This window comes from Streptomyces sp. NPDC037410 (genome assembly GCF_055602235.1).
In genome coordinates, this window is record NZ_JBVJWR010000009.1 from 222,364 (window position 1) to 246,248 (window position 23,885).

The 23,885-nt window shown below is 70.6% G+C and carries 19 protein-coding genes and 1 tRNA gene; 17 read left to right on the forward strand and 3 right to left on the reverse strand.

Annotation, left to right across the window (positions count from 1 at the left end; genetic code table 11):
- Nucleotides 1–239 precede the first annotated feature (239 nt).
- Nucleotides 240–2,141 (forward strand): translational GTPase TypA, encoded by a 1,902-nt coding sequence (gene typA / locus ACZ7HT_RS17700; protein ID WP_471166274.1) that lies wholly within the window; start codon nt 240–242, stop codon nt 2,139–2,141.
- A 155-nt stretch (nt 2,142–2,296) separates the two neighbouring features.
- Here typA and ACZ7HT_RS17705 read toward each other — a convergent pair whose 3' ends face one another.
- Complete coding sequence (locus ACZ7HT_RS17705; protein ID WP_471166276.1) at nt 2,297–2,881, reverse strand: hypothetical protein; 585 nt, start codon at nt 2,879–2,881, stop codon at nt 2,297–2,299.
- Between the two features lie 533 nt (nt 2,882–3,414).
- Here ACZ7HT_RS17705 and ACZ7HT_RS17710 point away from each other — a divergent pair.
- The 11 genes from ACZ7HT_RS17710 (at nt 3,415) to ACZ7HT_RS17760 (ending at nt 16,351) form a co-directional block, all read left to right on the forward strand.
- Nucleotides 3,415–5,061, forward strand: a complete 1,647-nt coding sequence (locus ACZ7HT_RS17710; protein ID WP_471166279.1) for a peptide ABC transporter substrate-binding protein — start codon at nt 3,415–3,417, stop codon at nt 5,059–5,061.
- Between the two features lie 181 nt (nt 5,062–5,242).
- Nucleotides 5,243–6,166: an ABC transporter permease gene (locus ACZ7HT_RS17715; RefSeq protein ID WP_471166282.1), complete on the forward strand. Its 924-nt coding sequence runs from the start codon at nt 5,243–5,245 to the stop codon at nt 6,164–6,166.
- Nucleotides 6,167–6,197: 31 nt separating this feature from the next.
- Nucleotides 6,198–7,121, forward strand: coding sequence for an ABC transporter permease (locus ACZ7HT_RS17720; RefSeq protein WP_471166285.1), 924 nt, complete (start codon nt 6,198–6,200; stop codon nt 7,119–7,121).
- A gap of 17 nt (nt 7,122–7,138) precedes the next feature.
- Nucleotides 7,139–8,194 carry an ABC transporter ATP-binding protein gene (locus ACZ7HT_RS17725; protein WP_471166287.1) on the forward strand — a complete coding sequence of 352 codons (1,056 nt, stop codon included), beginning with the start codon at nt 7,139–7,141 and terminating at the stop codon, nt 8,192–8,194.
- Entirely contained in the window at nt 8,187–9,305 is a 1,119-nt protein-coding gene (locus ACZ7HT_RS17730) for an ABC transporter ATP-binding protein (RefSeq protein ID WP_471166290.1), read from the forward strand. The genes ACZ7HT_RS17725 and ACZ7HT_RS17730 overlap by 8 nt, the downstream gene beginning before the upstream one ends.
- A gap of 191 nt (nt 9,306–9,496) precedes the next feature.
- Nucleotides 9,497–11,125: a peptide ABC transporter substrate-binding protein gene (locus tag ACZ7HT_RS17735; protein WP_471166292.1), complete on the forward strand. Its 1,629-nt coding sequence runs from the start codon at nt 9,497–9,499 to the stop codon at nt 11,123–11,125.
- Between the two features lie 92 nt (nt 11,126–11,217).
- Nucleotides 11,218–12,141, forward strand: coding sequence for an ABC transporter permease (locus ACZ7HT_RS17740; protein ID WP_471166295.1), 924 nt, complete (start codon nt 11,218–11,220; stop codon nt 12,139–12,141).
- Nucleotides 12,134–13,153: an ABC transporter permease gene (locus ACZ7HT_RS17745; protein ID WP_471166298.1), complete on the forward strand. Its 1,020-nt coding sequence runs from the start codon at nt 12,134–12,136 to the stop codon at nt 13,151–13,153. Before ACZ7HT_RS17740 ends, ACZ7HT_RS17745 begins: the two co-directional genes overlap by 8 nt.
- Before the next feature lie 6 nt (nt 13,154–13,159).
- Nucleotides 13,160–14,143 carry an ABC transporter ATP-binding protein gene (locus ACZ7HT_RS17750; RefSeq protein ID WP_471166301.1) on the forward strand — a complete coding sequence of 328 codons (984 nt, stop codon included), beginning with the start codon at nt 13,160–13,162 and terminating at the stop codon, nt 14,141–14,143.
- The gene (locus ACZ7HT_RS17755; protein WP_471166303.1) at nt 14,136–15,233 is read left to right on the forward strand and encodes an ABC transporter ATP-binding protein; all 1,098 of its coding nucleotides are present in this window, start codon (nt 14,136–14,138) and stop codon (nt 15,231–15,233) included. The genes ACZ7HT_RS17750 and ACZ7HT_RS17755 overlap by 8 nt, the downstream gene beginning before the upstream one ends.
- A gap of 179 nt (nt 15,234–15,412) precedes the next feature.
- Nucleotides 15,413–16,351: a hypothetical protein gene (locus ACZ7HT_RS17760; protein WP_471166305.1), complete on the forward strand. Its 939-nt coding sequence runs from the start codon at nt 15,413–15,415 to the stop codon at nt 16,349–16,351.
- Between the two features lies 1 nt (nt 16,352).
- Here the strand turns inward: ACZ7HT_RS17760 and ACZ7HT_RS17765 are convergent, their stop codons facing one another.
- Nucleotides 16,353–18,530: a S9 family peptidase gene (locus ACZ7HT_RS17765; protein ID WP_471166307.1), complete on the reverse strand. Its 2,178-nt coding sequence runs from the start codon at nt 18,528–18,530 to the stop codon at nt 16,353–16,355.
- A 177-nt stretch (nt 18,531–18,707) separates the two neighbouring features.
- Between ACZ7HT_RS17765 and ACZ7HT_RS17770 the strand changes: the two genes are divergently transcribed.
- The 5 genes from ACZ7HT_RS17770 (at nt 18,708) to ACZ7HT_RS17790 (ending at nt 22,877) form a co-directional block, all read left to right on the forward strand.
- Nucleotides 18,708–18,902: a hypothetical protein gene (locus ACZ7HT_RS17770; protein WP_015035959.1), complete on the forward strand. Its 195-nt coding sequence runs from the start codon at nt 18,708–18,710 to the stop codon at nt 18,900–18,902.
- A gap of 35 nt (nt 18,903–18,937) precedes the next feature.
- On the forward strand, nt 18,938–19,828 hold the full coding sequence (mshB, locus tag ACZ7HT_RS17775; RefSeq protein ID WP_471166310.1) for an N-acetyl-1-D-myo-inositol-2-amino-2-deoxy-alpha-D-glucopyranoside deacetylase: 891 nt from the start codon (nt 18,938–18,940) through the stop codon (nt 19,826–19,828).
- Complete coding sequence (locus tag ACZ7HT_RS17780; RefSeq protein ID WP_471166313.1) at nt 19,825–20,220, forward strand: DUF6113 family protein; 396 nt, start codon at nt 19,825–19,827, stop codon at nt 20,218–20,220. The genes mshB and ACZ7HT_RS17780 overlap by 4 nt, the downstream gene beginning before the upstream one ends.
- Nucleotides 20,221–20,396: 176 nt before the next feature.
- On the forward strand, nt 20,397–22,637 hold the full coding sequence (locus ACZ7HT_RS17785; RefSeq protein WP_471166316.1) for a peptidoglycan binding domain-containing protein: 2,241 nt from the start codon (nt 20,397–20,399) through the stop codon (nt 22,635–22,637).
- Nucleotides 22,638–22,802: 165 nt separating this feature from the next.
- Nucleotides 22,803–22,877 (forward strand) — tRNA-Leu (locus ACZ7HT_RS17790).
- 15 nt (nt 22,878–22,892) lie between these two features.
- On the opposite strand, the gene ACZ7HT_RS17795 is transcribed toward ACZ7HT_RS17790, so the two are convergent.
- A complete protein-coding gene (locus ACZ7HT_RS17795; RefSeq protein ID WP_471166495.1) occupies nt 22,893–23,819 on the reverse strand; it encodes a transglutaminase family protein in 927 nt (308 codons plus the stop codon).
- Nucleotides 23,820–23,885: the final 66 nt, after the last annotated feature.

Here is a 23,885-nt window from a genome sequence, read left to right on the forward strand (position 1 = left end):
TCCTTGCCCGCCGGTGATCCCGGCGGGCAGGATCGCGTCGGCCCTTTGACCCGGTCGCACGACCCCCAGCACGGCCCCCCACACCCTTGAGAACCCTCAGACCTACCACTCGGATCTTGGCCGGGGAAGCCCCTTGCGCGACGGCCCCGTACCATAGGACATAGCCGTGGCGCGTCCGCCCGGCGGGCGTACGAGGAACTGACGCCGCATCCCACGATCCGAGAGAAGCGCAAGCACCCATGCCCACGCGCCACGACATCCGTAACGTCGCCATCGTCGCCCACGTCGACCACGGCAAGACGACCATCGTCGACGCCATGCTCAAGCAGGCCGGTGCCTTCGCCGCCCACCAGCAGCTCGACGACCGCATGATGGACTCGAACGACCTGGAGCGTGAGAAGGGCATCACGATCCTCGCCAAGAACACGGCGGTGAAGTATCACCCCAAGGACGGCGGGGCGCCCATCACGATCAACATCATCGACACCCCGGGCCACGCCGACTTCGGTGGCGAGGTCGAGCGCGGTCTGTCGATGGTCGACGCGGTCGTCCTCCTCGTGGACGCCTCCGAGGGTCCGCTCCCGCAGACCCGCTTCGTGCTGCGCAAGGCCCTCCAGCAGCGCAAGCCCGTCATCCTCTGCATCAACAAGACGGACCGCCCGGACGCCCGGATCGACGAGGTCGTCAACGAGACCTACGACCTCTTCCTGGACCTGGACGCGGACGAGGACCAGATCGAGTTCCCGATCGTCTACGCCTGCGGCCGTGACGGCGTCGCCTCGCTGACCAAGCCGGAGAACGGCACCGTTCCCGCGGACAGCGACAACCTGGAGCCGTTCTTCTCCGCCATCCTGGAGCACGTCCCGGCCCCGGTGTACGACGAGGAGGCCCCCCTCCAGGCCCACGTCACCAACCTGGACGCCGACAACTTCCTCGGCCGCATCGCGCTGCTCCGCGTCGAGCAGGGCGAGCTGCGCAAGGGCCAGACGGTCGCGTGGATCAAGCGGGACGGCACGATCTCCAACGTCCGCATCACCGAGCTGATGATGACCGAGGCGCTCACCCGCAAGCCCGCCGAGGTCGCCGGCCCCGGTGACATCTGCGCCGTCGCCGGTATCCCCGACATCATGATCGGCGAGACCCTGGCCGACCCGGAGAACCCGATCGCGCTCCCGCTGATCACGGTCGACCAGCCGGCCATCTCCATGACCATCGGTACGAACACCTCGCCGCTCGTCGGCCGCGGTGGCACCGGCAAGGGCGCGGACGCCAAGTCCGCGGTCAAGCAGCGCAAGGTCACCGCCCGCCAGGTCAAGGACCGTCTGGACCGCGAGCTCATCGGCAACGTCTCGCTCCGCGTCCTCGACACCGAGCGTCCCGACGCCTGGGAGGTCCAGGGCCGTGGTGAGCTCGCGCTCGCCATCCTGGTCGAGCAGATGCGCCGCGAGGGCTTCGAGCTCACCATCGGCAAGCCGCAGGTCGTCACCAAGGAGGTCGACGGCAAGGTCCACGAGCCCGTCGAGCGCCTCACGGTCGACGTCCCCGAGGAGCACATGGGCGCGGTCACGCAGCTCATGGGTGTCCGCAAGGGCCGTATGGACAACATGGCGAACCACGGCTCCGGCTGGGTCCGCATGGAGTTCGTCGTTCCGTCCCGTGGCCTCATCGGCTTCCGTACGGAGTTCCTCACCAACACCCGCGGTACGGGCATCGCCCACTCGATCCACGAGGGCCACGAGCCGTGGTTCGGCCAGCTGACGACCCGTAACAACGGCTCGCTGGTCGCCGACCGCGCCGGTGCGGTCACCGCCTTCGCGATGACCAACCTCCAGGAGCGCGGCGTCCTGTTCACCGACCCCGGCACCGAGGTGTACGAGGGCATGATCGTCGGCGAGAACTCGCGCTCCGACGACATGGACGTGAACATCACCAAGGAGAAGAAGCTCACCAACATGCGCTCCGCCTCCGCCGACTCCTTCGAGGCGATCGTCCCGCCGCGGAAGCTCTCCCTGGAGCAGTCCCTGGAGTTCTGCCGCGACGACGAGTGCGTCGAGGTCACCCCGGAGGCCGTGCGCATCCGCAAGGTCATCCTGGACCAGAACGCGCGTGGCCGTGCGTCTTCCCGCGCGAAGAACGGCTGAGCCAGCCGTAGCGGCACCCCGGCGTGACAGCCGAACGCCCGGCCGGAATCCTCCGGCCGGGCGTTCGGCTGTCTGTGCGCGTTCCCCCGGGTGGCACCCCGCGCCGGGTGGTCGGTCCGGCGCGGGTCACGTGCGGGTCGGACCGACGGCCCGGGTCAGCAGTAGCGCTTGGCGGCCGCGGCCATGCTGCCGGCCGGGACGGCGGTGCCGCAGCGCACGCCGCCCTCGGTGGCGACGGTGAAGCTCATGGCCTTGCCGTAGTTGCCGGTGGTGATCCAGCGGGTGCCGCGGTCGCAACGGTACTGCGTGTAGTACCCCGTGGCCTGGGTGGTGCCCGCGTACAGGATGTACTTGCCCTGCTGGGTGAGGCGGTAGGTGATGGACTCGGAGGTGGTCTTGGTCCGCGAGCCCTCGGCCTTGAGCTCCAGGCCCACCTTGGCGCCGAGGCTGGCCACGCCGACGGTGCCGCTGATCTCGGCGCCCGCGGTGGCGGTCACGGAGGCCGTGAGCGTCTTCGCGACCTCGGCGCTGACGGTCTTGGTGACGACGCCGCCGGTGTAGTTCTCGACGGCCCGACGGTGGGTGATGGTCGGCGACTTGCTCACCGTGGACCACGTGAGCTTCTGGGCGCCCGGGCTGCAGATCGGGTCGGCGGCCTGCGCGGTGCCGGCCGGAAGCAGCGCCAGGGTGGCCGCCGAGACGCAGGTGGCCAGGACTCCAGCCGTGATCTTGTTACGCATGGTGTTCCCCTCGTGTGGTGACGCATAGTCAGTGCTTCGGTGCACCCCGTGGTCAGCGGGTCGAATGGGAGTCTTGCGGCTCACGAGGCGGATGCGACAGGGTTTTGAGCAAGTTCTGAGCTTCACAAGGGAGTTGAGCTGACGCCTCCGTTTTCCGGTCCGCCGCGGGCACCGGGGCGGAAGGGCCGGCCGAGTCAAGCCCGTTTTCCCGCAAAGGTGTCCGACTTTCGGACGTCACTCTCCGGTACATGCGTCAACAGTCCGTTTCGGGCGTGTCTGTCTGTGCTTGCTTTGTCCGGATTTCGGTCCCCATGGCCTTGATGATGTTGTCAAAACGAGACCACTTAAGTGTGGTTTACAGCCCGGACGTACTCAATAGTTGGCTCCGTTGAGCTCGGGTCAATGGGTCAAGCGCTGTGGGGAGTGCCGACTCACGAGCACACTCGGGCACTTGTGTTCCTGCCGTCAGGGGTGTCGGCGGAACCGTGGAGTGCCCCTCTTTAAGTGACAAGTGGACTCATGAGGAGGAACCCATGCGCGGTGCCAAGAGCGCCAAGTGGGTAGTGGGCGCGATCGTCGTCGCCCTGGCTGCGACCGCCTGTGGCGGGGGCAACGACAACAAGGGCAGCGACGCCAAGGGCGGCGGCGTGTTCCGCCTGGGCATCACCGAGCCCACCGCCATCGACCCGGTGAACGCGCAGGAGTCCGAGGGCATGGTCATCGCCCGCGCCCTGTTCACCCAGCTCTACGACGTCTCCGTCGACGGCAAGCTGATCCCGAAGCTCGCCGAGTCCGGCACGTCCGCGGACGGCAAGACCTGGGTCTTCAAGATCAAGGCCGGCACGAAGTTCACCAACGGTGAGGTCGTCGACGCCGAGTCGTTCATCCGCGGCTGGACCCGCGTCGCGGCCAAGGCCTCCGCCTCGGACGTCTCGTACCACATGGCCGGCATCAAGGGCTACGACGCCCTCAAGAGCGGCAAGTCCGACAAGTTCGCCGGTCTGTCGGCCCCGGACGCCAACACCCTGAAGGTCGAGCTGGACAAGGCCGACTTCGAGTTCGACAAGAAGACCGCCCACGCGGTCTTCAGCCCGGTCCCGAAGGTCGCCGGCGCCGGTGACAACAAGGCGTTCAACGACGCCCCGATCGGCAACGGCGCCTTCAAGATGAAGGGCACCTGGAACCACAACCAGTCCATCAGCCTCGTTCGCAACGACGCTTACGGCCTGGAGAAGGCCAAGCTGGACGGTGTCGAGTTCAAGATCCTGAACCCGGCCAACGGCGCCCAGCTCGAGTACACCGGCTTCCAGTCGGGCGAGTTCGACTACGCCCGTATGCCCACGCCGCAGCAGCCGGTCGCCAAGGCCAAGTACGAGCCGCAGGGCGAGTGGTACTCGGCCGACTTCTCCGGCATCAACTACCTGGTCGTCTTCAACCAGAACGCGCCCTTCAACAACGCGGACGCGCGCAAGGCGATCTCCTACGCGATCGACCGCGAGGCCATCGCCAAGTCCGTCTTCCAGGGCATGCAGAAGCCGGCCACGGCCTTCCTGCCGCCGTCCTTCGCCAACGAGTACCAGGCCGGTGTCTGCACCACCTGTGTCAAGCAGGACAAGGCCAAGGCCAAGGAGTTCGCCGCCAAGGGCGGCCTGAAGCCGGGCACCGTCGTCAACTTCGGCTACAACACCGGTGCGGGCCACGAAGAGTGGGTCCAGGCCGTCGCGCAGCAGCTGAAGGACGTCCTCGGCGTCGAGGTCAAGCTGGACGGCAAGCCGTTCAAGGAGGCCCTGGCCACCCAGCAGGAGAAGAAGACCTCCGGTCTGTGGCGTTCGGCGTGGACCGCCGACTACCCGACCGCGGACAACTTCCTCGCCCCGCTGCTGAGCACCGCGGGCATCGGTGAGGACCCGGCGACCGGCAAGGCGCAGGGCGACAACCGCAGCCGCTACTCGAACCCGAAGTTCGACGAGCTCCTGGACCAGGCCCGCATGGAGAAGGACGACGCCAAGCGCGCCGGCCTCTACAAGCAGGCCGAGAAGCTGGCGATCGACACCGACCAGGGTGTCATCCCGCTGTGGCAGCGCACCCAGTACCGTCTGGTGAACACCAAGAAGTTCGACAACGTCAAGATGGACTTCTTCGAGGACCCGACCCTCGCGGAGATCTCGCTCAAGAAGTAAGAGCCTCCTCTTGGCAGGTAGGCGAAGGCCGTGGGGGCGGAGTCACTTCTTCTCCCCCACGGCCTTCGCCGGGTCCCGGGCGCGCCCCTGTCTTCCATTTCCTCGGCGCCCGGATGCGGCCGCTCTCCCGATCGGATGACGCGGCCGCCCACCCCCACGCTCAGTATGTGAAGGAGGCATCGTGGGCAGATATGTGATCCGCCGACTCGGGCAGATGATCGTCGTCCTCTTCGGTGCGACCATCGTTCTCTTCGCCACCCTGTTCATCCTGCCCGGCGACCCTGTGGGTTCCCTCGGCGGCGACAAGGCCCGCGACCCGGCCGTGGTGGCAGAGCTCAGAGAGCGCTACGGCCTGAACGACCCCCTCCCCGTTCAGTACGGGAACTTCGTCAAGAACCTGGCGCAGGGCGACCTCGGTGAGGACTTCACCCAGCGCCGTCCGGTGACCGAGATCCTGCAGCCGAAGCTGGTGAACACCACCAAGCTCGCCATCGCCGCCATCATCATCGACGTCGTGATCGGTGTGCTGGCCGGCCTGATCGCCGCGCTGTTCAGGTACTCGTTCTGGGACGTGTTGATCACGCTGCTCACCACGTTCGCGGTCGGCTTCCCGTCGTTCGTGATCGGCATGGTGCTGCAGAAGTTCTTCGTCGTGGACCTGGGCTGGTTCCCGCTGATCTCCGACGGCTCGTTCAACGCCATGATCCTGCCCGCCTTCACGCTGGCCATCCTCGACGCGGCCCTGGTCGCCAGGCTCATGCGCGGCACCATGCTCGAAGTGCTGCGCGCCGACTACGTCAAGACGGCGGTCGCCAAGGGTCTGCCCCGCCGGACCGTGCTCTTCAAGCACGTCATGCGCAACTCGATCATCCCTGTGGTCACGTACCTGGGTATCTCGTTCGGCACGCTCCTGGGTGGCGCCCTGATCACCGAGGCGATCTTCAACTGGGACGGCATCGGCCTCGCCCTTGTCCAGGCGGTCCAGCAGCAGAACAACCCGATCATCATCGGCGTAGTGACCTTCGGTGTCGCCGTGTTCGTTCTGCTCAACCTGATCGTCGACCTGTTGTACGCGGTTCTCGACCCGCGTATCCGTCTCGCCTGATCCCAGGCAGCCCCTTCTAGGAGTCACACCCATGACCGAGCTCACCAAGAGCGACGCGGGGGCGGGGACCGCTCGAACGGCGGCCGCGCCGGCGGATGCCGAGCCCGCGATCAAGCGGATCACGCAGTGGGGCGAGATCCGCCACCGCTTCATGGCCAACAAGCTGGCGATCGTCGGCCTGGTCATCGTCTGCACGCTCTTCCTCGCTGCCGCGCTCGCACCCCTGCTCGCACCGTACGACCCGCTGCACCAGGACCTCGCGAACACGCTGGCCGCCCCGGGCGGGGAGCACCTGCTGGGCACCGACGCGCTCGGGCGCGACCAGCTGTCCCGCATCATCTACGGCGCCCGGATCGCCGTCATCATCGGCCTCGCCTCGATCTTCCTGGCGTGCCTCATCGGCATCGTCATCGGCGCCCTGGCCGGCTACTTCGGCAAGGCCGTCGACTCGGTGCTGATGCGCATCGCCGACGTGTTCTTCGCCTTCCCGCTGCTGATCGGCGCCATCGTCATCATCATCGTGATGGGCCGCGGCGTCGCCCCGGTCGTCATCTCGCTGGCGGTCTTCTCCTGGCCGACGGTCTCCCGACTGCTGCGCAGCTCGATCCTGTCGGTCCGTGAGGCGGACTACGTGCTGGCTGCCCGAGCCCTCGGCGCCGGCACCGCCCGGATCATCATCCGGCACATCATCCCCAACTCGATCGCCGCCGTCATGGCCTACGCCGCCTTCAGCGTCGGCGGTGCGATCGTGGCCGAGGCCGCCCTGTCCTTCCTGGGCGTCGGCGTCAGCCCGGAGGTCGCGGAGTGGGGCAACATGCTCTCCGCGGGCCGTGACTTCCTCGGGGTCAAGGACTACCTGTGGGTCTACCCGTCCATCGCGATCGTCCTGACGGTCCTTGGTTTCGTTTTCGTCGGTGACGGGCTGCGTGACGCCCTTGACCCGAAGCTGCGCTGAGAGGGCGGCACCACACCATGACTACTTCCCACGTCACCGCCGACGTGCCCGCACAGCGCGGCGCGGACGACGAGACGCCGGTGCTCGAAGTACGGGACCTGCACGTCGAGTTCAAGACCCGTGAAGGCATCGTCAAGGCCGTCAACGGCGTCAACTACAGCGTCAAGGCCGGCGAGACCCTCGCCGTCCTCGGCGAGTCCGGCTCCGGCAAGTCCGTGACCGCCCAGGCGATCATGGGCATCCTCGACTCGCCTCCCGGGCGGGTCGCCAAGGGCGAGATCCTCTTCCAGGGGCAGGACATCCTCCAGCTCCCGGAGGCCGAGCGGCGCAAGCTGCGCGGCCCCAAGATGGCGATGATCTTCCAGGACGCGCTCTCCGCGCTGAACCCGGTCTTCTCCGTCGGCAACCAGCTCGGCGAGATGTTCCGCGTCCACCAGGGCATGTCCAAGAAGGACGCGAAGGCCAAGGCCATCGAGCTGATGGACCGGGTGAAGATCCCGGCCGCCGCGAGCAGGGTCGGCGACTACCCGCACCAGTTCTCCGGCGGTATGCGTCAGCGCATCATGATCGCGATGGCGCTGGCCCTGGAGCCGGACCTGATCATCGCGGACGAGCCCACCACCGCCCTCGACGTGACCGTCCAGGCGCAGGTCATGGACCTCCTCGCGGAGCTCCAGGCCGAGTACCAGATGGGCCTGATCCTGATCACGCACGACCTCGGTGTCGTCGCCGACGTCGCGGACAAGATCGCGGTCATGTACGCGGGCCGCATCGTCGAGCAGGCGCCGGTGCACGAGCTGTACGGGCGCCCGGCCCACCCGTACACCCGCGGTCTGCTGGACTCGATCCCGCGCCTGGACCAGAAGGGCCAGGAGCTCTACGCGATCAAGGGTCTGCCGCCCAACCTGCTGAAGCCGCCGGCCGGCTGTGCCTTCAGCCCGCGCTGCCCCAAGGCGCAGGACATCTGCCGTACCGAGCTGCCGCCCCTCGTGCCGGTGAGCGAACAGGACGGCACCGAGCTGGTCGGCCGTGTCAGCGCCTGCCATTTCTGGAAGGAGCAGATCCATGGCTGAGCCCATCAAGAAGGACGAGGCCGCCGTGGACGGCGGCGGGGACGCGGCCGCGATCGAGGCCGCCATCGACCGCAAGGTGGACCGGGGGGAGCCGATCCTCCAGGTCCGCAACCTGGTCAAGCACTTCCCGCTGACGCAGGGCATCCTCTTCAAGCGGCAGGTCGGCGCGGTCAAGGCCGTCGACGGCGTCTCCTTCGACCTGCACCAGGGCGAGACCCTGGGCATCGTCGGCGAGTCCGGCTGCGGCAAGTCCACCGTCGCCAAGGTGCTGATGCTCCTGGAGAGCGCCACCGCCGGCGAGGTCTTCTACAAGGGCCAGGACATCACCAAGCTGTCCGGGCGCGCGCTGAAGGCCGTCCGCCGCAACATCCAGATGGTGTTCCAGGACCCGTACACCTCGCTGAACCCGCGCATGACGGTCGGCGACATCATCGGCGAGCCCTTCGACATCCACCCCGAGGTGGCCCCGAAGGGCGACCGGCGCCGCAGGGTGCAGGAGCTGCTCGACGTCGTCGGTCTGAACCCGGAGTACATCAACCGGTACCCGCACCAGTTCTCCGGCGGTCAGCGCCAGCGCATCGGCATCGCCCGCGGCCTCGCGCTCAACCCGGAGATCATCATCTGCGACGAGCCGGTCTCGGCCCTGGACGTCTCCGTCCAGGCGCAGGTCATCAACCTGATGGCGAAGCTCCAGGACGAGTTCAACCTGTCGTACGTCTTCATCGCGCACGACCTGTCGATCGTCCGGCACATCTCCGACCGCGTCGGCGTCATGTACCTCGGCAAGATGGCCGAGATCGGTACGGACGAGCAGATCTACGAGCACCCGACGCACCCGTACACCCAGGCGCTGCTCTCCGCGGTGCCGGTGCCGGACCCGGAGGCCCGCGCGCACCGCGAGCGGATCATCCTCACCGGTGACGTCCCCTCGCCGGCCAACCCGCCGTCGGGCTGCAGCTTCCGCACCCGCTGCTGGAAGGCGCAGGACAAGTGCGCGCAGGAGGCGCCGGTCCTCGCGGTCCCGCAGCGCTTCAAGGGCGAGGACACCCCGGCGGCCCACTTCTCGGCGTGCCACTTCGCCGAGGAGAAGCAGGTCGTTCCGGCCGGCTGACCCGACCAGGAGCCCGACGAGGCCCCCGGCCCCCGCAAGGGTGCCGGGGGCCTTCGGCGTTCGGGGTCCGGTCCGGACCCGTCCCCTCCCGCGGGAGGGGCAACCCGGACGGCTGTCGCCAAGATGCGGCCCTGTCCGGGTTGCGGTGATATGGGGGCCTAAGTCTCGGAAAACGTTACGGGAGGCACTCCATGCGCGGAGCCACGCACGCCAAGTGGGCCGCACTGGCCACCGCCGTCGCCCTCGCGGCCACGGCCTGTGGCGGCGGCGACAGCGGCGGTGGCGGGGGAGGGGCCGACGGCGTCGTGAGTTCCTCGTGGGGCGACCCGCAGAACCCACTGGAGCCCGCCAACACCAACGAGGTCCAGGGCGGCAAGGTCCTCTCCATGATCTTCCGCGGGCTCAAGCAGTACGACCCGAAGACCGGCGCGGCCAAGGACATGCTCGCCGAGAAGATCGACACCACGGACTCGCAGAACTTCGCCATCACCGTCAAGGACGGCTGGACCTTCTCCAACGGCGAGAAGGTCACCGCGAAGTCCTTCGTCGACGCCTGGAACTACGGCGCCAGCCTGAAGAACAATCAGAAGAACGCGTACTTCTTCGGCCAGATCGAGGGCTACGACCAGGTCCACCCCGAGAAGGGCGAGGCCACCGCCGAGACCATGTCCGGCCTCAAGGTGACCGGCCCCCAGACCTTCACGGTCAAGCTCACCCAGAAGTTCTCCACCTGGCCCATCACCCTCGGCTACGCGGCCTTCTCGCCGCTTCCCCAGGCCTTCTACAGCGACCACGCCGGCTGGCTCTCCAAGCCCGTCGGCAACGGCCCCTACACGGTCGACTCGTACACCAAGGGCTCCCAGATGTCGCTCAAGCGCTGGGACTCCTACCCCGGCCCCGACAAGGCCCAGAACGGCGGCATCGACCTCAAGGTCTACACCGACAACAACACCGCCTACACGGACCTGACGGCCGGCAACCTCGACCTCGTCGACGACGTGCCCGCCTCCCAGCTCAAGAACGTCCAGGCCGACCTCGGCGGCCGGTACATCAACGTCCCCGCCGGCATCATCCAGACCCTCTCCTTCCCGTTCTACGACCCCGCGTGGAACAAGCCGGGCCAGGAGAAGCTCCGGCAGGGCCTCTCCATGGCGATCAACCGCCCCCAGATCACCGAGACGATCTTCCAGAAGACCCGCACCCCCGCCGTCGACTGGACCTCCCCGGTGCTCGGCGAGGAGGGCGGCTTCAAGGACGTCTGCGGCGACTTCTGCACGTACGACGCAGCCCAGGCCAAGAAGCTCGTCGCCGAGGGCGGCGGCATCCCCGGCGGCACGATGAAGATCTCGTACAACGCCGACACCGGCTCCCACAAGGAGTGGGTGGACGCCGTCTGCAACTCCATCAACAACGCGCTCGGCAACAACAAGGCCTGCGTCGGCAACCCGATCGGCACCTTCGCCGACTACCGCAACCAGGTCACGCAGTCGAAGATGACCGGCCCGTTCCGCGCCGGCTGGCAGATGGACTACCCGCTCATCCAGAACTTCCTCCAGCCGCTGTACTACACCAACGCCTCCTCCAACGACGGCAAGTACTCCAACCCGGAGTTCGACAAGCTGGTGAACCAGGCCAACGCCGAGGCCGACACCGCCAAGGCCGTCGGCCTCTTCCAGCAGGCCGAGGGAGTCCTCCGCGACGACATGGGCGCCATCCCGCTCTGGTACCAGAACGGCAGCGCCGGCTACTCGGACCGGGTCGAGAACGTGACCCTGAACCCCTTCAGCGTCCCGGTCTACGACCAGATCAAGGTCAAGTGACGTCGTAGCAGTACGGCGGTGTACGGCCCGGGCCGCGGATCCCCGCGCCGGGCCGTACGCCGTCCCGCAACCCACCCTTCCTGGAGGCCTCCGTGGGTCGATACGTGATCCGGCGGCTGCTGCAGATGATCCCGGTCTTCTTCGGCGCCACGCTGTTGATCTTCCTGATGGTGAACGTGATGGGCGACCCCATCGCCGGCCTCTGCGGCGACCGGGCCTGCGACCCGGCGACCACCGCCCAGCTGCAGAAGGAGTACGGCCTCGACAAGCCGGTCTGGCAGCAATACCTGACCTACATGGGCAACGTCTTCACCGGGGACTTCGGCACCGCCTTCAACGGCCAGCCCGTCACCGAGCTGATGGCCACCGCCTTCCCGGTCACCATCCGGCTCACCATCGTCGCGATCCTCTTCGAGATCGTCATCGGCATCACCCTGGGCGTCGTCACCGGCCTCAAGCGCGGCCACCCCGTCGACACCTCCGTGCTGCTGCTGACCCTGGTCGTCCTCTCCATCCCGACCTTCGTCACCGGTCTGCTGCTCCAGCTGCTCCTCGGCGTCGAATGGGGCTGGATCTCACCGGCCGTCTCGCCCGAGGCGCCCTTCAACGAACTGATCGTCCCCGGCCTCGTCCTCGCGTCCGTCTCGCTCGCGTACGTCACCCGGCTCACCCGAACCTCCATCGCCGAGAACAAGCGCGCCGACTACGTCCGCACCGCCGTCGCCAAGGGCCTGCCCCGCCGCCGGGTCGTCACCCGTCACCTGCTGCGCAACAGCCTCATCCCCGTGGTGACCTTCATCGGCGCCGACATCGGCGCCCTCATGGGCGGCGCCATCGTCACCGAACGGATCTTCAACATCCACGGCGTCGGCTACCAGCTCTACCAGGGCATCGTCCGCCAGAACACCCAGACCGTCGTCGGCTTCGTGACCATCCTCGTCCTGGTGTTCCTGTTCGCCAACCTCCTGGTCGACCTCCTGTACGCCGTCCTTGACCCGAGGATCCGCTATGCCTGAGCCCCTTGAGCCCTTCGAGCCCCTGGAGTCGTACGGAGAGGAAGGGCGCGCCATCGCCTCGACCGGAGCCGGAGGCGCCGCCGACCTCGGCACGCAGGAGGCCGAGACGCTGGAGAAGAACCTTGAGAACGGCCCCGACACCGCCCCCGACGCCGGCCCCGACAAGAAGCCGCGTTCCCTCTGGTCCGACGCCTGGCACGACCTGCGCCGCAACCCGATCTTCATCATCTCCGCGCTCGTCATCATCTTCCTGGTGATCATCTCCATCTGGCCCCAGCTGATCGCCTCAGGAGACCCGCTCGACTGCGACCTGTCCAAGGCGCAGGAAGGCTCCCAGCCCGGCCACCCCTTCGGCTTCAACGGCCAGGGCTGCGACGTCTACACCCGCACCGTCTACGGGGCACGGACGTCCGTGACCGTCGGCGTCCTGGCCACCCTCGGCGTCGCCGTCCTCGGCAGCATCCTCGGCGGCCTCGCCGGCTTCTACGGCGGCGCCTGGGACGGCGTCCTCTCCCGCCTCACCGACGTCTTCTTCGCCATCCCCGTCGTCCTCGGCGGCCTCGTGCTCCTGTCCGTGGTCACCAGCGCCACCGTCTGGCCCGTCATCGGCTTCATGGTGCTGCTCGGCTGGCCGCAGGTCTCCCGCATCGCGCGCGGCTCCGTCATCACCGCCAAACAGAACGACTACGTCCAGGCCGCCCGCGCGCTCGGCGCCTCCAACTCCCGGATGATGCTCCGGCACATCACGCCGAACGCCGTCGCCCCCGTGATCGTCGTCGCCACCATCGCCCTCGGCACGTACATCTCCCTGGAGGCGACCCTGTCGTACCTCGGAGTCGGCCTGAAGCCGCCGACCGTCTCCTGGGGCATCGACATCTCCTCGGCGTCGCAGTACATCCGCAACGCGCCCCACATGCTGCTCTGGCCGGCCGGTGCGCTCGCGATCACCGTGCTCGCCTTCATCATGCTCGGCGACGCGGTGCGCGACGCCCTCGACCCGAAGCTGAGGTAGGGACCCATGCTGCTCGAAGTGCGCGACCTGCACGTGGAGTTCCACACCCGGGACGGGGTGGCCAAGGCGGTCAACGGCGTCAACTACTCCGTCGACGCGGGGGAGACCCTCGCCGTCCTCGGCGAGTCCGGCTCCGGCAAGTCCGTCACCGCCCAGGCCGTCATGGGCATCCTCGACATCCCGCCCGGGAAGATCAGCGGCGGCGAGATCCTCTTCCAGGGCCAGGACCTCCTGAAGCTCAAGGAGGAGGAGCGGCGCAAGATCCGCGGCGCCAAGATGGCGATGATCTTCCAGGACGCACTGTCCTCCCTCAACCCCGTCATCAGCGTCGGCGACCAGCTCGGCGAGATGTTCCAGGTCCACAAGGGGATGTCGCGCAAGGACTCCAGGGCCAAGGCCGTCGAGCTGATGGACCGGGTCCGCATCCCCGCCGCCAAGGAACGCGTCGGCCAGTACCCCCACCAGTTCTCCGGCGGCATGCGCCAGCGCATCATGATCGCGATGGCGCTCGCCCTCGAACCCGAACTGATCATCGCCGACGAGCCCACCACCGCCCTCGACGTCACCGTCCAGGCCCAGGTCATGGACCTCCTCGCCGAGCTCCAGCGCGAGCTCAACATGGGCCTCATCCTCATCACCCACGACCTCGGCGTCGTCGCCGACGTCGCCGACAAGATCGCCGTCATGTACGCCGGGAAGATCGTCGAACAGGCCCCCGTCCACGAGATCTACAAGGCCCCCGCCCACCCCTACACCCGGGGCCTGCTCGACTCCATCCCGCGCCTCGACCAGAAGGGCCAGGAGCTCTACGCGATCAAGGGCCTCCCGCCCAACCTCCTCGCCATCCCGTCCGGCTGCTCCTTCAACCCGCGCTGCCCGCTCGCACGGGACCGCTGCCGCACCGACGTGCCCCCGCTGTACGACGTGACCGAGTCCCCGGTGCCGCGCGCCAGCGCCTGCCACTTCTGGAAGGAGTGCCTCCATGGCTGAGGCGATTCTCGAAGTCCGGGACCTCCACAAGCACTACCCGCTGACCCAGGGCATCCTCTTCAAGAAGCAGGTCGGCGCCGTCAGGGCCGTCGACGGGGTCGACTTCGACCTCGTGGCCGGCGAGACCCTCGGCATCGTCGGCGAATCAGGCTGCGGCAAGTCCACCGTCGCCAAGATGCTGGTCAACCTGGAACGGCCCACCTCCGGAACCATCCGGTACAAGGGCGAGGACATCACCAAGCTGTCCGCGCGGGCCCTCAAGGCCGTCCGCCGCAACATCCAGATGGTCTTCCAGGACCCGTACACCTCGCTCAACCCGCGCATGACCGTCGGCGACATCATCGGCGAGCCGTACGAGATCCACCCCGAGGTCGCACCCAAGGGCGACCGGCGCCGCAAGGTCCAGGACCTCCTGGACGTCGTCGGCCTCAACCCCGAGTACATCAACCGCTATCCGCACCAGTTCTCCGGCGGCCAGCGCCAGCGCATCGGCATCGCCCGCGGCCTCGCCCTCCGGCCCGAGGTCATCGTCGCCGACGAACCGGTCTCCGCGCTCGACGTCTCCGTCCAGGCGCAGGTGATCAACCTCCTCGACCGGCTCCAGACCGAGTTCTCCCTGTCGTACGTCTTCATCGCCCACGACCTCTCGATCGTCCGGCACATCTCCGACCGCGTCGGCGTCATGTACCTCGGCCGGATCGTCGAGATCGGCACCGACGCCCAGATCTACGACCACCCCACCCACCCCTACACCCAGGCGCTGCTCTCCGCCGTGCCCGTCCCCGACCCCGAGGCGCGCGCCCACCGCGAGCGGATCCTCCTGGCCGGAGACGTGCCCTCCCCGGCCAACATCCCCTCCGGCTGCCGCTTCCGCACCCGCTGCTGGAAGGCCCAGGAACGCTGCACCCTGGAGGTCCCGCTCCTCGCCGTCCCGGCCGTCTTCCGCCTCACGGACACCCCGGCCAAGCACGACTCGGCCTGCCACTTCGCGGAGGAGAAGCAGGTGGTCCCGCCGGAGGGGCCCGAGGGGCCCGAGGAGCCAGAGGGGCCCGAGGAGCCAGAGGGGCCTGTGGGCCCTGGGGAGCCGTAACGCGCGGGCAACTCCGCGGAATTGGATCCGATATACGGATATTGGATGTTGGATCCCGTACGGCCGTGCGGGTGCCGTGAGCCGGCCGGGGGCACGCCATGTCGCCTCCGGCCGGTCGCCGCGTCCTGTTCACGCGGAACCGCTTGTTTCCGCCGTTCGCGACCGTGAGTATCGGGCTCGTGACTGTGACACGCCCGGCACGTCTCACCGGCGCCGCGCTCTGCGCCGCGCTCGCCCTCATCGCCGCCGTGTGGATCCTCCAGGACCTCGCCTCGCTCGGCTCGCCCGCCGACCTCGCCTGGTACTGGGCCGGGGACCACCACTTCCTGATACGGGGGCGGTCCACCACCTCCCTGCTCGACCCCGTACTCCTCGCCGCCTACACCGCCACCGTCCTCGCCGCCCTCCGCTCCCGGCACGCGGCCTCCGCCCTCGCCGCCGCCGGCGTCGCCACCCTCGCCCTGCGCCTCCCCGGACTCTGGGCGGCCGGCAGCGGAGCCCTCGTCACCGCCCTCCTCGAACTGGCCCTCGCCGCCGGACTCGTCCTCACCGCCGCCGTCGGCCGCTGCCCGGCGGACGCCCCGTACGAGCAGCGGCCCACCCGCCCCCGCACCGGCCCCGCCGTCACCGCCGGGATCCTCCTCGCGGCCGCCGCCCTCTTCCTGACCCTCTGGGAGCTGTACTGGGCCGGCGAGCTGCCCCTGGAGACCACCGTCGACCGGTTCACCGGCGGCCGCTCCATCGTCAAACCCGCCCTCGCGCCCCCGCCCGGCTGGCTGTCCCTGATCGCCGCCGCCCTGTACGGCACGGCCGCCCTCTCCTGCCTCCTCCGGGCCCGCCACGCCCGGGCCTTCGGGCTCCTCTCCGCCGTCATCCTGACGGCCGGAGGCCTCGGCGGGGTCGCCCGCGCCGTCCGGTACGAGACCCTCGTCCGGCTCGGCGACCTCACCACCCTGGACGCGACGGACGTCCTCACCTCCGTCTTCGAACTGCTCGCAGGACTCGCGGTGCTCGTGCTCCTGGCCGGGCGCGGCGCCCCCGACGCCGCGCCCGCGCCCCACCCGGCGGCCGGGGCGCGGCCCCCGGCCCCGCCCCACCCGACACCGCCCGGCTGGTGACTCAGCTCGTGACGCCGAGGGACCGCTTCAGGAACTCCACCTGGAGCAGCAGCAGGTTCTCCGCCACCTGCTCCTGCGGCGTCATGTGCGTCACCCCGGACAGCGGCAGCACCTCGTGCGGCCGGCCCGCCGCGAGCAGCGCCGAGGAGAGCCGCAGCGCGTGCCCCACCACCACGTTGTCGTCGGCGAGACCGTGCACGACCATCATCGGCCGGGCCGGCTCCTCCGGCGCCGAAAGACCTTCGTCGGTCAGCAGCGACTGCGCCGCGTACACCTCCGGATCGTCCTGCGGGGTGCCCAGGTACCGCTCCGTGTAGTGCGTGTCGTACAGCCGCCAGTCCGTCACCGGCGCCCCGACCACGGCCGCGCGGAACACGTCGGGCCGCTGGAGCACCGCCCGCGCCGCCAGATAACCGCCGTACGACCAGCCCCGGATCGCCACCCGGTCCAGATCGAGCGGGAAGCTCCCGGCGAGGCCCAGGAGCGCGTCCACCTGGTCGTCGAGCGTCACCCCGAAGTCCCGCGCGACCGACTTCTCCCAGGCCGGGGAGCGGCCCGGCATGCCCCGCCCGTCCGCCACGACCACCGCGAAGCCCTGGTCGGCGAACCACTGCGAGGTCAGATGCGGATTGTGCGCGGCGAGCACCCGCTGCCCGTGCGGACCGCCGTACGGATCCATCAGGACCGGCAGCGGCCCGTCCCCCTCCTCGTACCCCGAGGGCAGCAGCACCGCGCACGGGATCCGCCGCGCCCCCGCCTCCGTCAACCGCACCCGCGCGGAGATCACCGGCCGCTGGGCGTACGAGGCCACCACCGCGACCTGCACGCCGTCCCGCAGCACCCGCGCCACGCTCCCCGGCGCCTCCGGCCGCGCCGACACCAGGACGGTCACCGCCCCCGAGCGCACCGCGCCGTGCACACCAACGCCCTCCGACAGCCGCGTGAGCCGCGGCAGCCGCTCCGCGCCCCCGCCGGCCACCCGGTACACATGGATCTCGCCGGTCTCCGTCTCCGCCGCGGCCTCACCCGCCGACGCCGACACCAGCACGTCGTCCGCCCCGACGTCGAGCACCGACCGGATGTGCAGCCCCGCGTCCGTCCACGCCTCCTCGCCGACCGCGAGGACCCGCGCCCCGCCCTCGTCCGTGACCCGGACGAGCCCGCCGCCCGGCCCCCACGCCGGCGCGCCCTGCGGCAGCTCCAGCCACACCGGGTCCGTCTCCGTCCGCACCCCGGACGTCTTCCCCGACTCCGGGTCCACCGCCAGGAACAGCTGCTCCCGCTGGTCCCGCGCCTGCACGAGCAGCAGCGGCGCCCCGGCCGCCGACCAGTGCACCCGCGCCAGATACGGATACCGCTCCCGGTCCCACACCACCTCCGTACGGGACCCGTCGAGACCGAGGACGAACAGCCGCACCTCCGCGTTGGCCGTCCCCGCCGCCGGGTACGCCACCCGCTGCGGCTCCCGCTCCGGATGCGCCGGGTCCGCGATCCACCAGCGCCCCACCGCCCGGTCGTCCGCCCGCGCCACGAGCAGCCGGTCCGAGTCGGGCGACCACCAGTGACCGCGCTCCCGACTCATCTCCTCCGAGGCGATGAATTCGGCCAATCCGTAGGACACGTGCTCGTCCTCCGGGACGGCCAGCGCACGGTCGCCCGAACCGTCCGCGCCCACCACCCGCAGGGCGCCCTCCGCCACGTACGCCACGGACCGCCCGTCCGGCGACGGACGCGGGTCGATCACCGGCCCCGGCACCGCCAGCTCCCGCGCCGTCCCCGCCCGCAGCTCCGCCGCGAACAGCCGCCCCGACAGCGCGAACGCCGCCAACTCCACGGCCCCGTCCACCGCGTACGCCACGATCCCCGCCGAGCCCTCCCGGCTCCGCTCCCGGCGCGCCCGCTCCTGCGGCGACAACTCCTCCTCCGCGCCCGCCAGCAGCGCCGCCGGATCGGCGGCCACCCGCTCCCCGGGCTCGCCGTCCCGCGGCAGGTCGAGCACCCAGAGCCGGTGGGAACGGTCCGTCCCGGAACCGGATCTGACGAACACCACGCGCTCCCCGTCCGGGGAGACCGAGAAGCCACGCGGGACCCCCAGGGTGAACCGCTGGGTCCGGGCGTGCTGACGGGGGAAGGAGAGCCCGGCCGAGGGTGTGGCCGACTGCTGCGAAGACAAGGTCATACGGCTGAAACTAGCGCCGTGCGCCCCCCTCGTGCCTCCGTCCGCCGATCGATGCGGCCGCACGGATAGTTATGATCCGTAGCGCTAGGTGGGTATGCATCGGACTGGCATGCCCTCTGGCACATGCTGATCGACCGAACCGCTCGAATATCCGACCGAAGGTGGAGGTGAACCGCCGTGGCACTCTCGATCTCCGTGGTGGTGCTGCTGGCGATCGTCGTCTTCCTGCTGATCCGGAAATCCGGGCTGAAGGCTGGACATGCGGCGGTCTGCGCGCTCCTGGGCTTCTACCTGGCGAGCTCCTCCATCGCCCCGTCCATCAGCACCCTCACCACGAACGTGGCGGGCATGATCGGCGGCCTCAAGTTCTGACCTCGCACCGGGGCTGACCTCGTAGGGTGGGGGGCATGTCCGATCTCCCCGCCCGCCGTCTGCTGCTCGTGCACGCCCACCCGGACGACGAGTCGATCAACAACGGCGCCACCATGGCCAGGTACGCGGCCGAGGGCGCCCTCGTCACCCTCGTCACCTGCACGCTCGGCGAGGAGGGCGAGGTCATCCCGCCCGGCCTCGCCCACCTGGCCCCCGACCGGGAGGACCGGCTCGGCCCCCACCGCGTCGGCGAACTCGCCGCCGCCATGACCGAGCTGGGCGTCACCGACCACCGCTTCCTCGGCGGCCCCGGACGCTTCCGCGACTCCGGAATGATGGGCGCCGAACAGAACGAGCGCCCCGGCGCCTTCTGGAGCACCGAGGTCGACACCGCCGCGCCCCACCTCGTCGAGGTGATCCGCGAGACCCGCCCGCAGGTCCTCGTCACCTACGACCCCGACGGCGGCTACGGCCACCCCGACCACATCCAGGCCCACCGGGTCGCCACCCGCGCCGCCGAACTCGCCGCGGACCCCTCGTACCGCCCCGACCTCGGCCCGGCCCACACGATCGCCAAGATCTACTGGAACCGCGTCCCGCGCCCCGTCGCCGAGGCCGCCTTCGCCCGGCTCCACGCCGAGGGCTCCGCCTTCCCGGCCGTCGCCGCCGTCGACGACGTCCCCGGCGTCGTCGACGAGGACCGGATCACCGCCGAGATCGCCGCCGACCCCGCGTGCACGGCCCGCAAGACCGCCGCGATGGCCGCGCACGCCACCCAAGTCGCCGTCGACGGTCCCTTCTTCGCCCTCTCCAACGACCTCGGCCAGCCGATCTTCACCACCGAGTACTACGAACTCGTCCAGGGCACCCCCGGCGCCCCCGAGGGCGAGCGCGAGACGGACCTCTTCGCGGGGGTGGCGGAATGAGCACGGTGAAGCGGACCCCGGCTCCGGCCCCGTCCCCGATGCCCTCCCCGGCCGCACGATACGTCTGGTACGGCGTCCTGTTCGTCCTCGGCGCCCTCGTCGGCCTCGCCGGATCCCTCGTCCAAGCGGCCTGGTTCCCCGGCGGCTTGCTCCTCGCCCTCCTCGCCACCACCGGCCTCTTCTACGGAGGGCTGCGCGCCGCCGGCACCCAGGTCGGCGTCGCCTCCGCCGCCGGCGGCTGGCTCGTCGCCGTCGTCCTGCTCAGCGTCGGACGCCCCGAGGGCGACGGGGTGTTCGGCGGAGGCACGGGCGAGCTGATCTTCCTCTTCGGAGGCATGGCGATCGCTGTGATGTGCGCCACTCTGCCCCGGCTGCCGCGACCGGCCCCGTGAACAGCACGACTTGACGCCGGGGACGCCCTGACTTCGGCCGGATTGCCCGTCGTCCTGTGCCCGGGGGTCGGGTACGAGTCGGCGGCGTTCAGTATGGTGGTGCGCGCCGCCGAACCGCCCGGGTCAACACGAGCATCAGCAAGAGCGGGCGGTGGAGCCAACCGGGAGATCCTGCTTTGAGTCGTGAAACTGGTCGAGAGACTGACAGTTCGTCCTCCGGCGCCCAGGGGCGCGGAGGAGCCGCGTACCCCTCCGGTACACCGCCGTACGGATCCCGCCAGTATCCGTCGCTCCACCCCACGCAGGACGCGCCGGAGGAGACCGCCGCCGCGCCCGCGCCGCCGGAGGAGCCCAAGACCGAGACGACACTGACGACCCGGATCCGGATCAACATCCCGGGTTCGCGTCCGATTCCGCCGGTCGTGGTCCGCAAGCCGGTCAGCGAGACGGCCGCCCCGGACCCGGAGCCCGTGGTGGAGCCCGAGCCGGAGCCGGTGGCCGTCGCCGCCCCCGAACCTCCGCGGGCGGCCGAGGAGGCCCCGGAGCCGCCGAAGGCGAAGGAGACGAGCGACTGGTTCGCCCCCCGCAAGGCGGCCCCCGCACCGGCCCCCGCGCCCGCACCCACGCCTTCGCCGGCCCCCGCGCCGGCGGCCAAGCCCGCCCCGGCGCCCGCCGGACCGGACGCCCAGGGCACGGGCTTCGCGGGCTCGGCGACCTCGGGCGTCCCGACGGTCGGCACGACCCCGTCGAGCCGCCCGGTCACGGCGACCGCCCAGACCCCGCCGGGCAACCCGCTCTACGAGAACGGCACACCGGCGGGCGGCACGCCGAGGTACGACGGCACGCCCGCGGGCGGCACGCCGAGGTACGACGGGACCCCGGCCGAGGGCACCCCGATGTACAACGGCACCCCCGCCGCGGGCACGCCCGCGTACCGCGGTCCGGGTGCTCCGGGTGCTCCGGGTGCTCCGGGTGCTCCGGGTGCTCCGGGCGGTCCCGCGGGCCGGCGCGGCCCGGGCGGCCCCGCCGGGCAGCGCGGCCGGGGCGCTCAGGGCGCACCCGGTGGCTCCCCGGCCGGTCCCCCGGCTGGTTCCCCGGCGGCCCCGACCGGCCCCACCACGGGCCCGGTCACCGGCACCGCCTCCTTCGGCGGCGGCCCCGCCACCGCCCCCCGCCCCTTCGGCGGAAGCCCGGGCGCGGGCACCCCGTTCGCGGGCGGCGGCGCACCCCGCATGTCCGACGACACGGCGATCCTGACGCCGCAGCAGCCCGCACCGGCGCCGAGGCCGGGACAGGGCGACACGGGGCAGGGTGCCCACGTCTCCGGGGACACGCTCACCAGCGGCATCCCGGTGGTCCCGCCGACGGCGGCCCGCCCGAACCTGACCCCGCGCATCGAGGAGCGCGCGACCCCGGCCCCCGCGCCGGCGCCGCGCCAGGCGCCCCCGGCCGGCCGCGCGCCGGCGAAGAAGGGCCGCTCGAAGCTGGTCCTCGCCGCCGTCGGCGTCCTGGGCCTCGCCGGAGTCGCGTACGGCGCCGGACTGCTCCTCAACCACTCCGACGTCCCGAAGGGCACGACGGTGCTCGGCGTGGACATCGGCGGCGGTACGAAGGAGGAGGCCGTCGAGAAGCTGGACGCGGCGCTCGGCAAGCGGGCCACCGCGCCGCTGCAGCTCGGCGTGGGCGGCAAGCAGGTCCAGCTGGCCCCGGACAAGGCGGGCCTGGCGCTCGACAGCCAGGAGACCGTCCGGGCGGCGGCGGGCAGCGACTACAACCCGGTCTCGGTGATCGGCTCCCTCTTCGGCGGCGAGCGGGTCGCGAAGCCGGTGTTCCCGGTGGACAAGGAGAAGCTCGCGGTCGCCCTGACCGACCTGGCGGGCACGTCCGCCTCGGCGACGGAGGGCACGATCCTGTTCGCCCCGAACAAGGTGACGCCGGTCGAGGGCAAGCCCGGGAAGGGCCTGGACGTCCAGCGCTCGATGATCTCCGTCCAGGACGCCTTCCGCGCCCAGGTGGAGACGGGCCAGAACAAGCTGGTCGAGCTGCCGGTCACGACGCGCCGTCCGACGGTCACGAAGGCCGAGCTGGACCGGGCGATGAAGGAGTTCGCGACGCCCGCGATGTCGGGTCTGATCAGGATCCAGGCGGGCGGCAGGCACATCGACTTCGGCCCGGCCCGGTCGCTGCCGCAGATCCTCTCGATGAAGGCCGTCGACGGCCGGCTGGTCGAGGTCTACGACAAGAAGGCGATCGACCGGCTGCTCGACGGAGCCTTCAAGGGCGTCATGATCACCAAGGGCGACGGCGCGAAGCACGAGATCTCCGCCGACGACGTGGCCTTCGCGATGCGGGACGCCCTGCTGGGCAAGACCCTCGCGGAACGCACGAAGACGATCAACCTCACGGGCGAGGGCTGACAGCCCCTGCCCCGGCCCACGAGCCCCCGTCCCCTCCCGGGACGGGGGCTCGCGGGTTCGGGCGGGTACGTCGCCGGGGGCGCGGGGGTGAAGCGTGAGGCGACGTCGGGCGCCGAACAAGGGGTCGCGTCCCTGATCCGGGCTCCCGTAAGGTCTCCCGCAAGGGCGGGGCCGTAGCACAGAGGTAGTGCGCCGCGACAGCATCTCGGAGGACGCCGGTTCGAATCCGGTCGCCCCGCCCCCTCACCTCACCCGCTAGTTCAGCAGCGCCCTTGCCGCCTGTGCCCGGCGCCTGATCGTCGTCGCCGACTCCGGGTCCACCGCGTCCATCACCTGCGCGTACGCCTCCATCTCCACCGCTCCCGTGAGGAACTCCCCGCGCTGGACGAGCAGTTCGGCGCGTTCGTAGCGGAGTCTCGCCGGGTGCGAGGGGAGCAGCAGGGCGAGTTCCACCGCCCACAGGGCCACGTCGGAGCGTTCGGGGCGGGGGGCCGCCCAGGCGCGGATGTTGTTCAGGATCCGGAGGGCGATCGCGCCGGGCTCGGCGGGGCGGAGCATCGAGCGGTCGAGCGCCTCGCCCGTCGCGCTCGCCACGAGGAGCTCGGCGTCCGCGCCGGTCATGGACCGGCCGCCCGCGAACGGGTCGGCGAGGTTCAGGTCGGCCGGGTCCCCGAAGCCGACGACGAAGTGGCCGGGCAGCCCGAGCCCGTACACGGGGGCGCCGGCCCTGCGGGCGACCTCCATCCAGACGACGGAGAGCAGGATGGGCAGGCCCCGGCGGCGCCGGAGCACCTCGTGCAGGAGTGAGGACTCCAGGCGCTGGTAGTCGGCGGGCACGCCCTCGAATCCCTCGTGGCGGCCCAGGAGCGCGGCGAGCTCGGTCGCCCAGTCGCCGGTGATCCGGGTCCCGTACGGGACGAGGCCGGCGAGCCGGTCGAGTTCGATCTCGGCCTCGTCCAGGTCCCGCCGGGTGACGGCGGGGTCGGCGACCGCGCCGATCAGGAGGCAGAGCCGGGCGAGGTCGGGCCGCTCGGCCCGGGCCTCCTCGGCGAACTCCCGCCGCCAGTCCTCCCGACCCGGCTCCTCGGACGCGCCTCCGGGCCCGTCCGGTCCGTCCGGGCCGCTCGGCCTGTGCGGTGCGTCCGGCCCACCCGGTCGGCTCCGTCCCTCCGGTCCGTCCAGTCGGTCCGGCCCGCTCGACCCCTCCGGCCCGTCCGACCCCTCCGGCCCGTCCGACCCCTCCGGCCC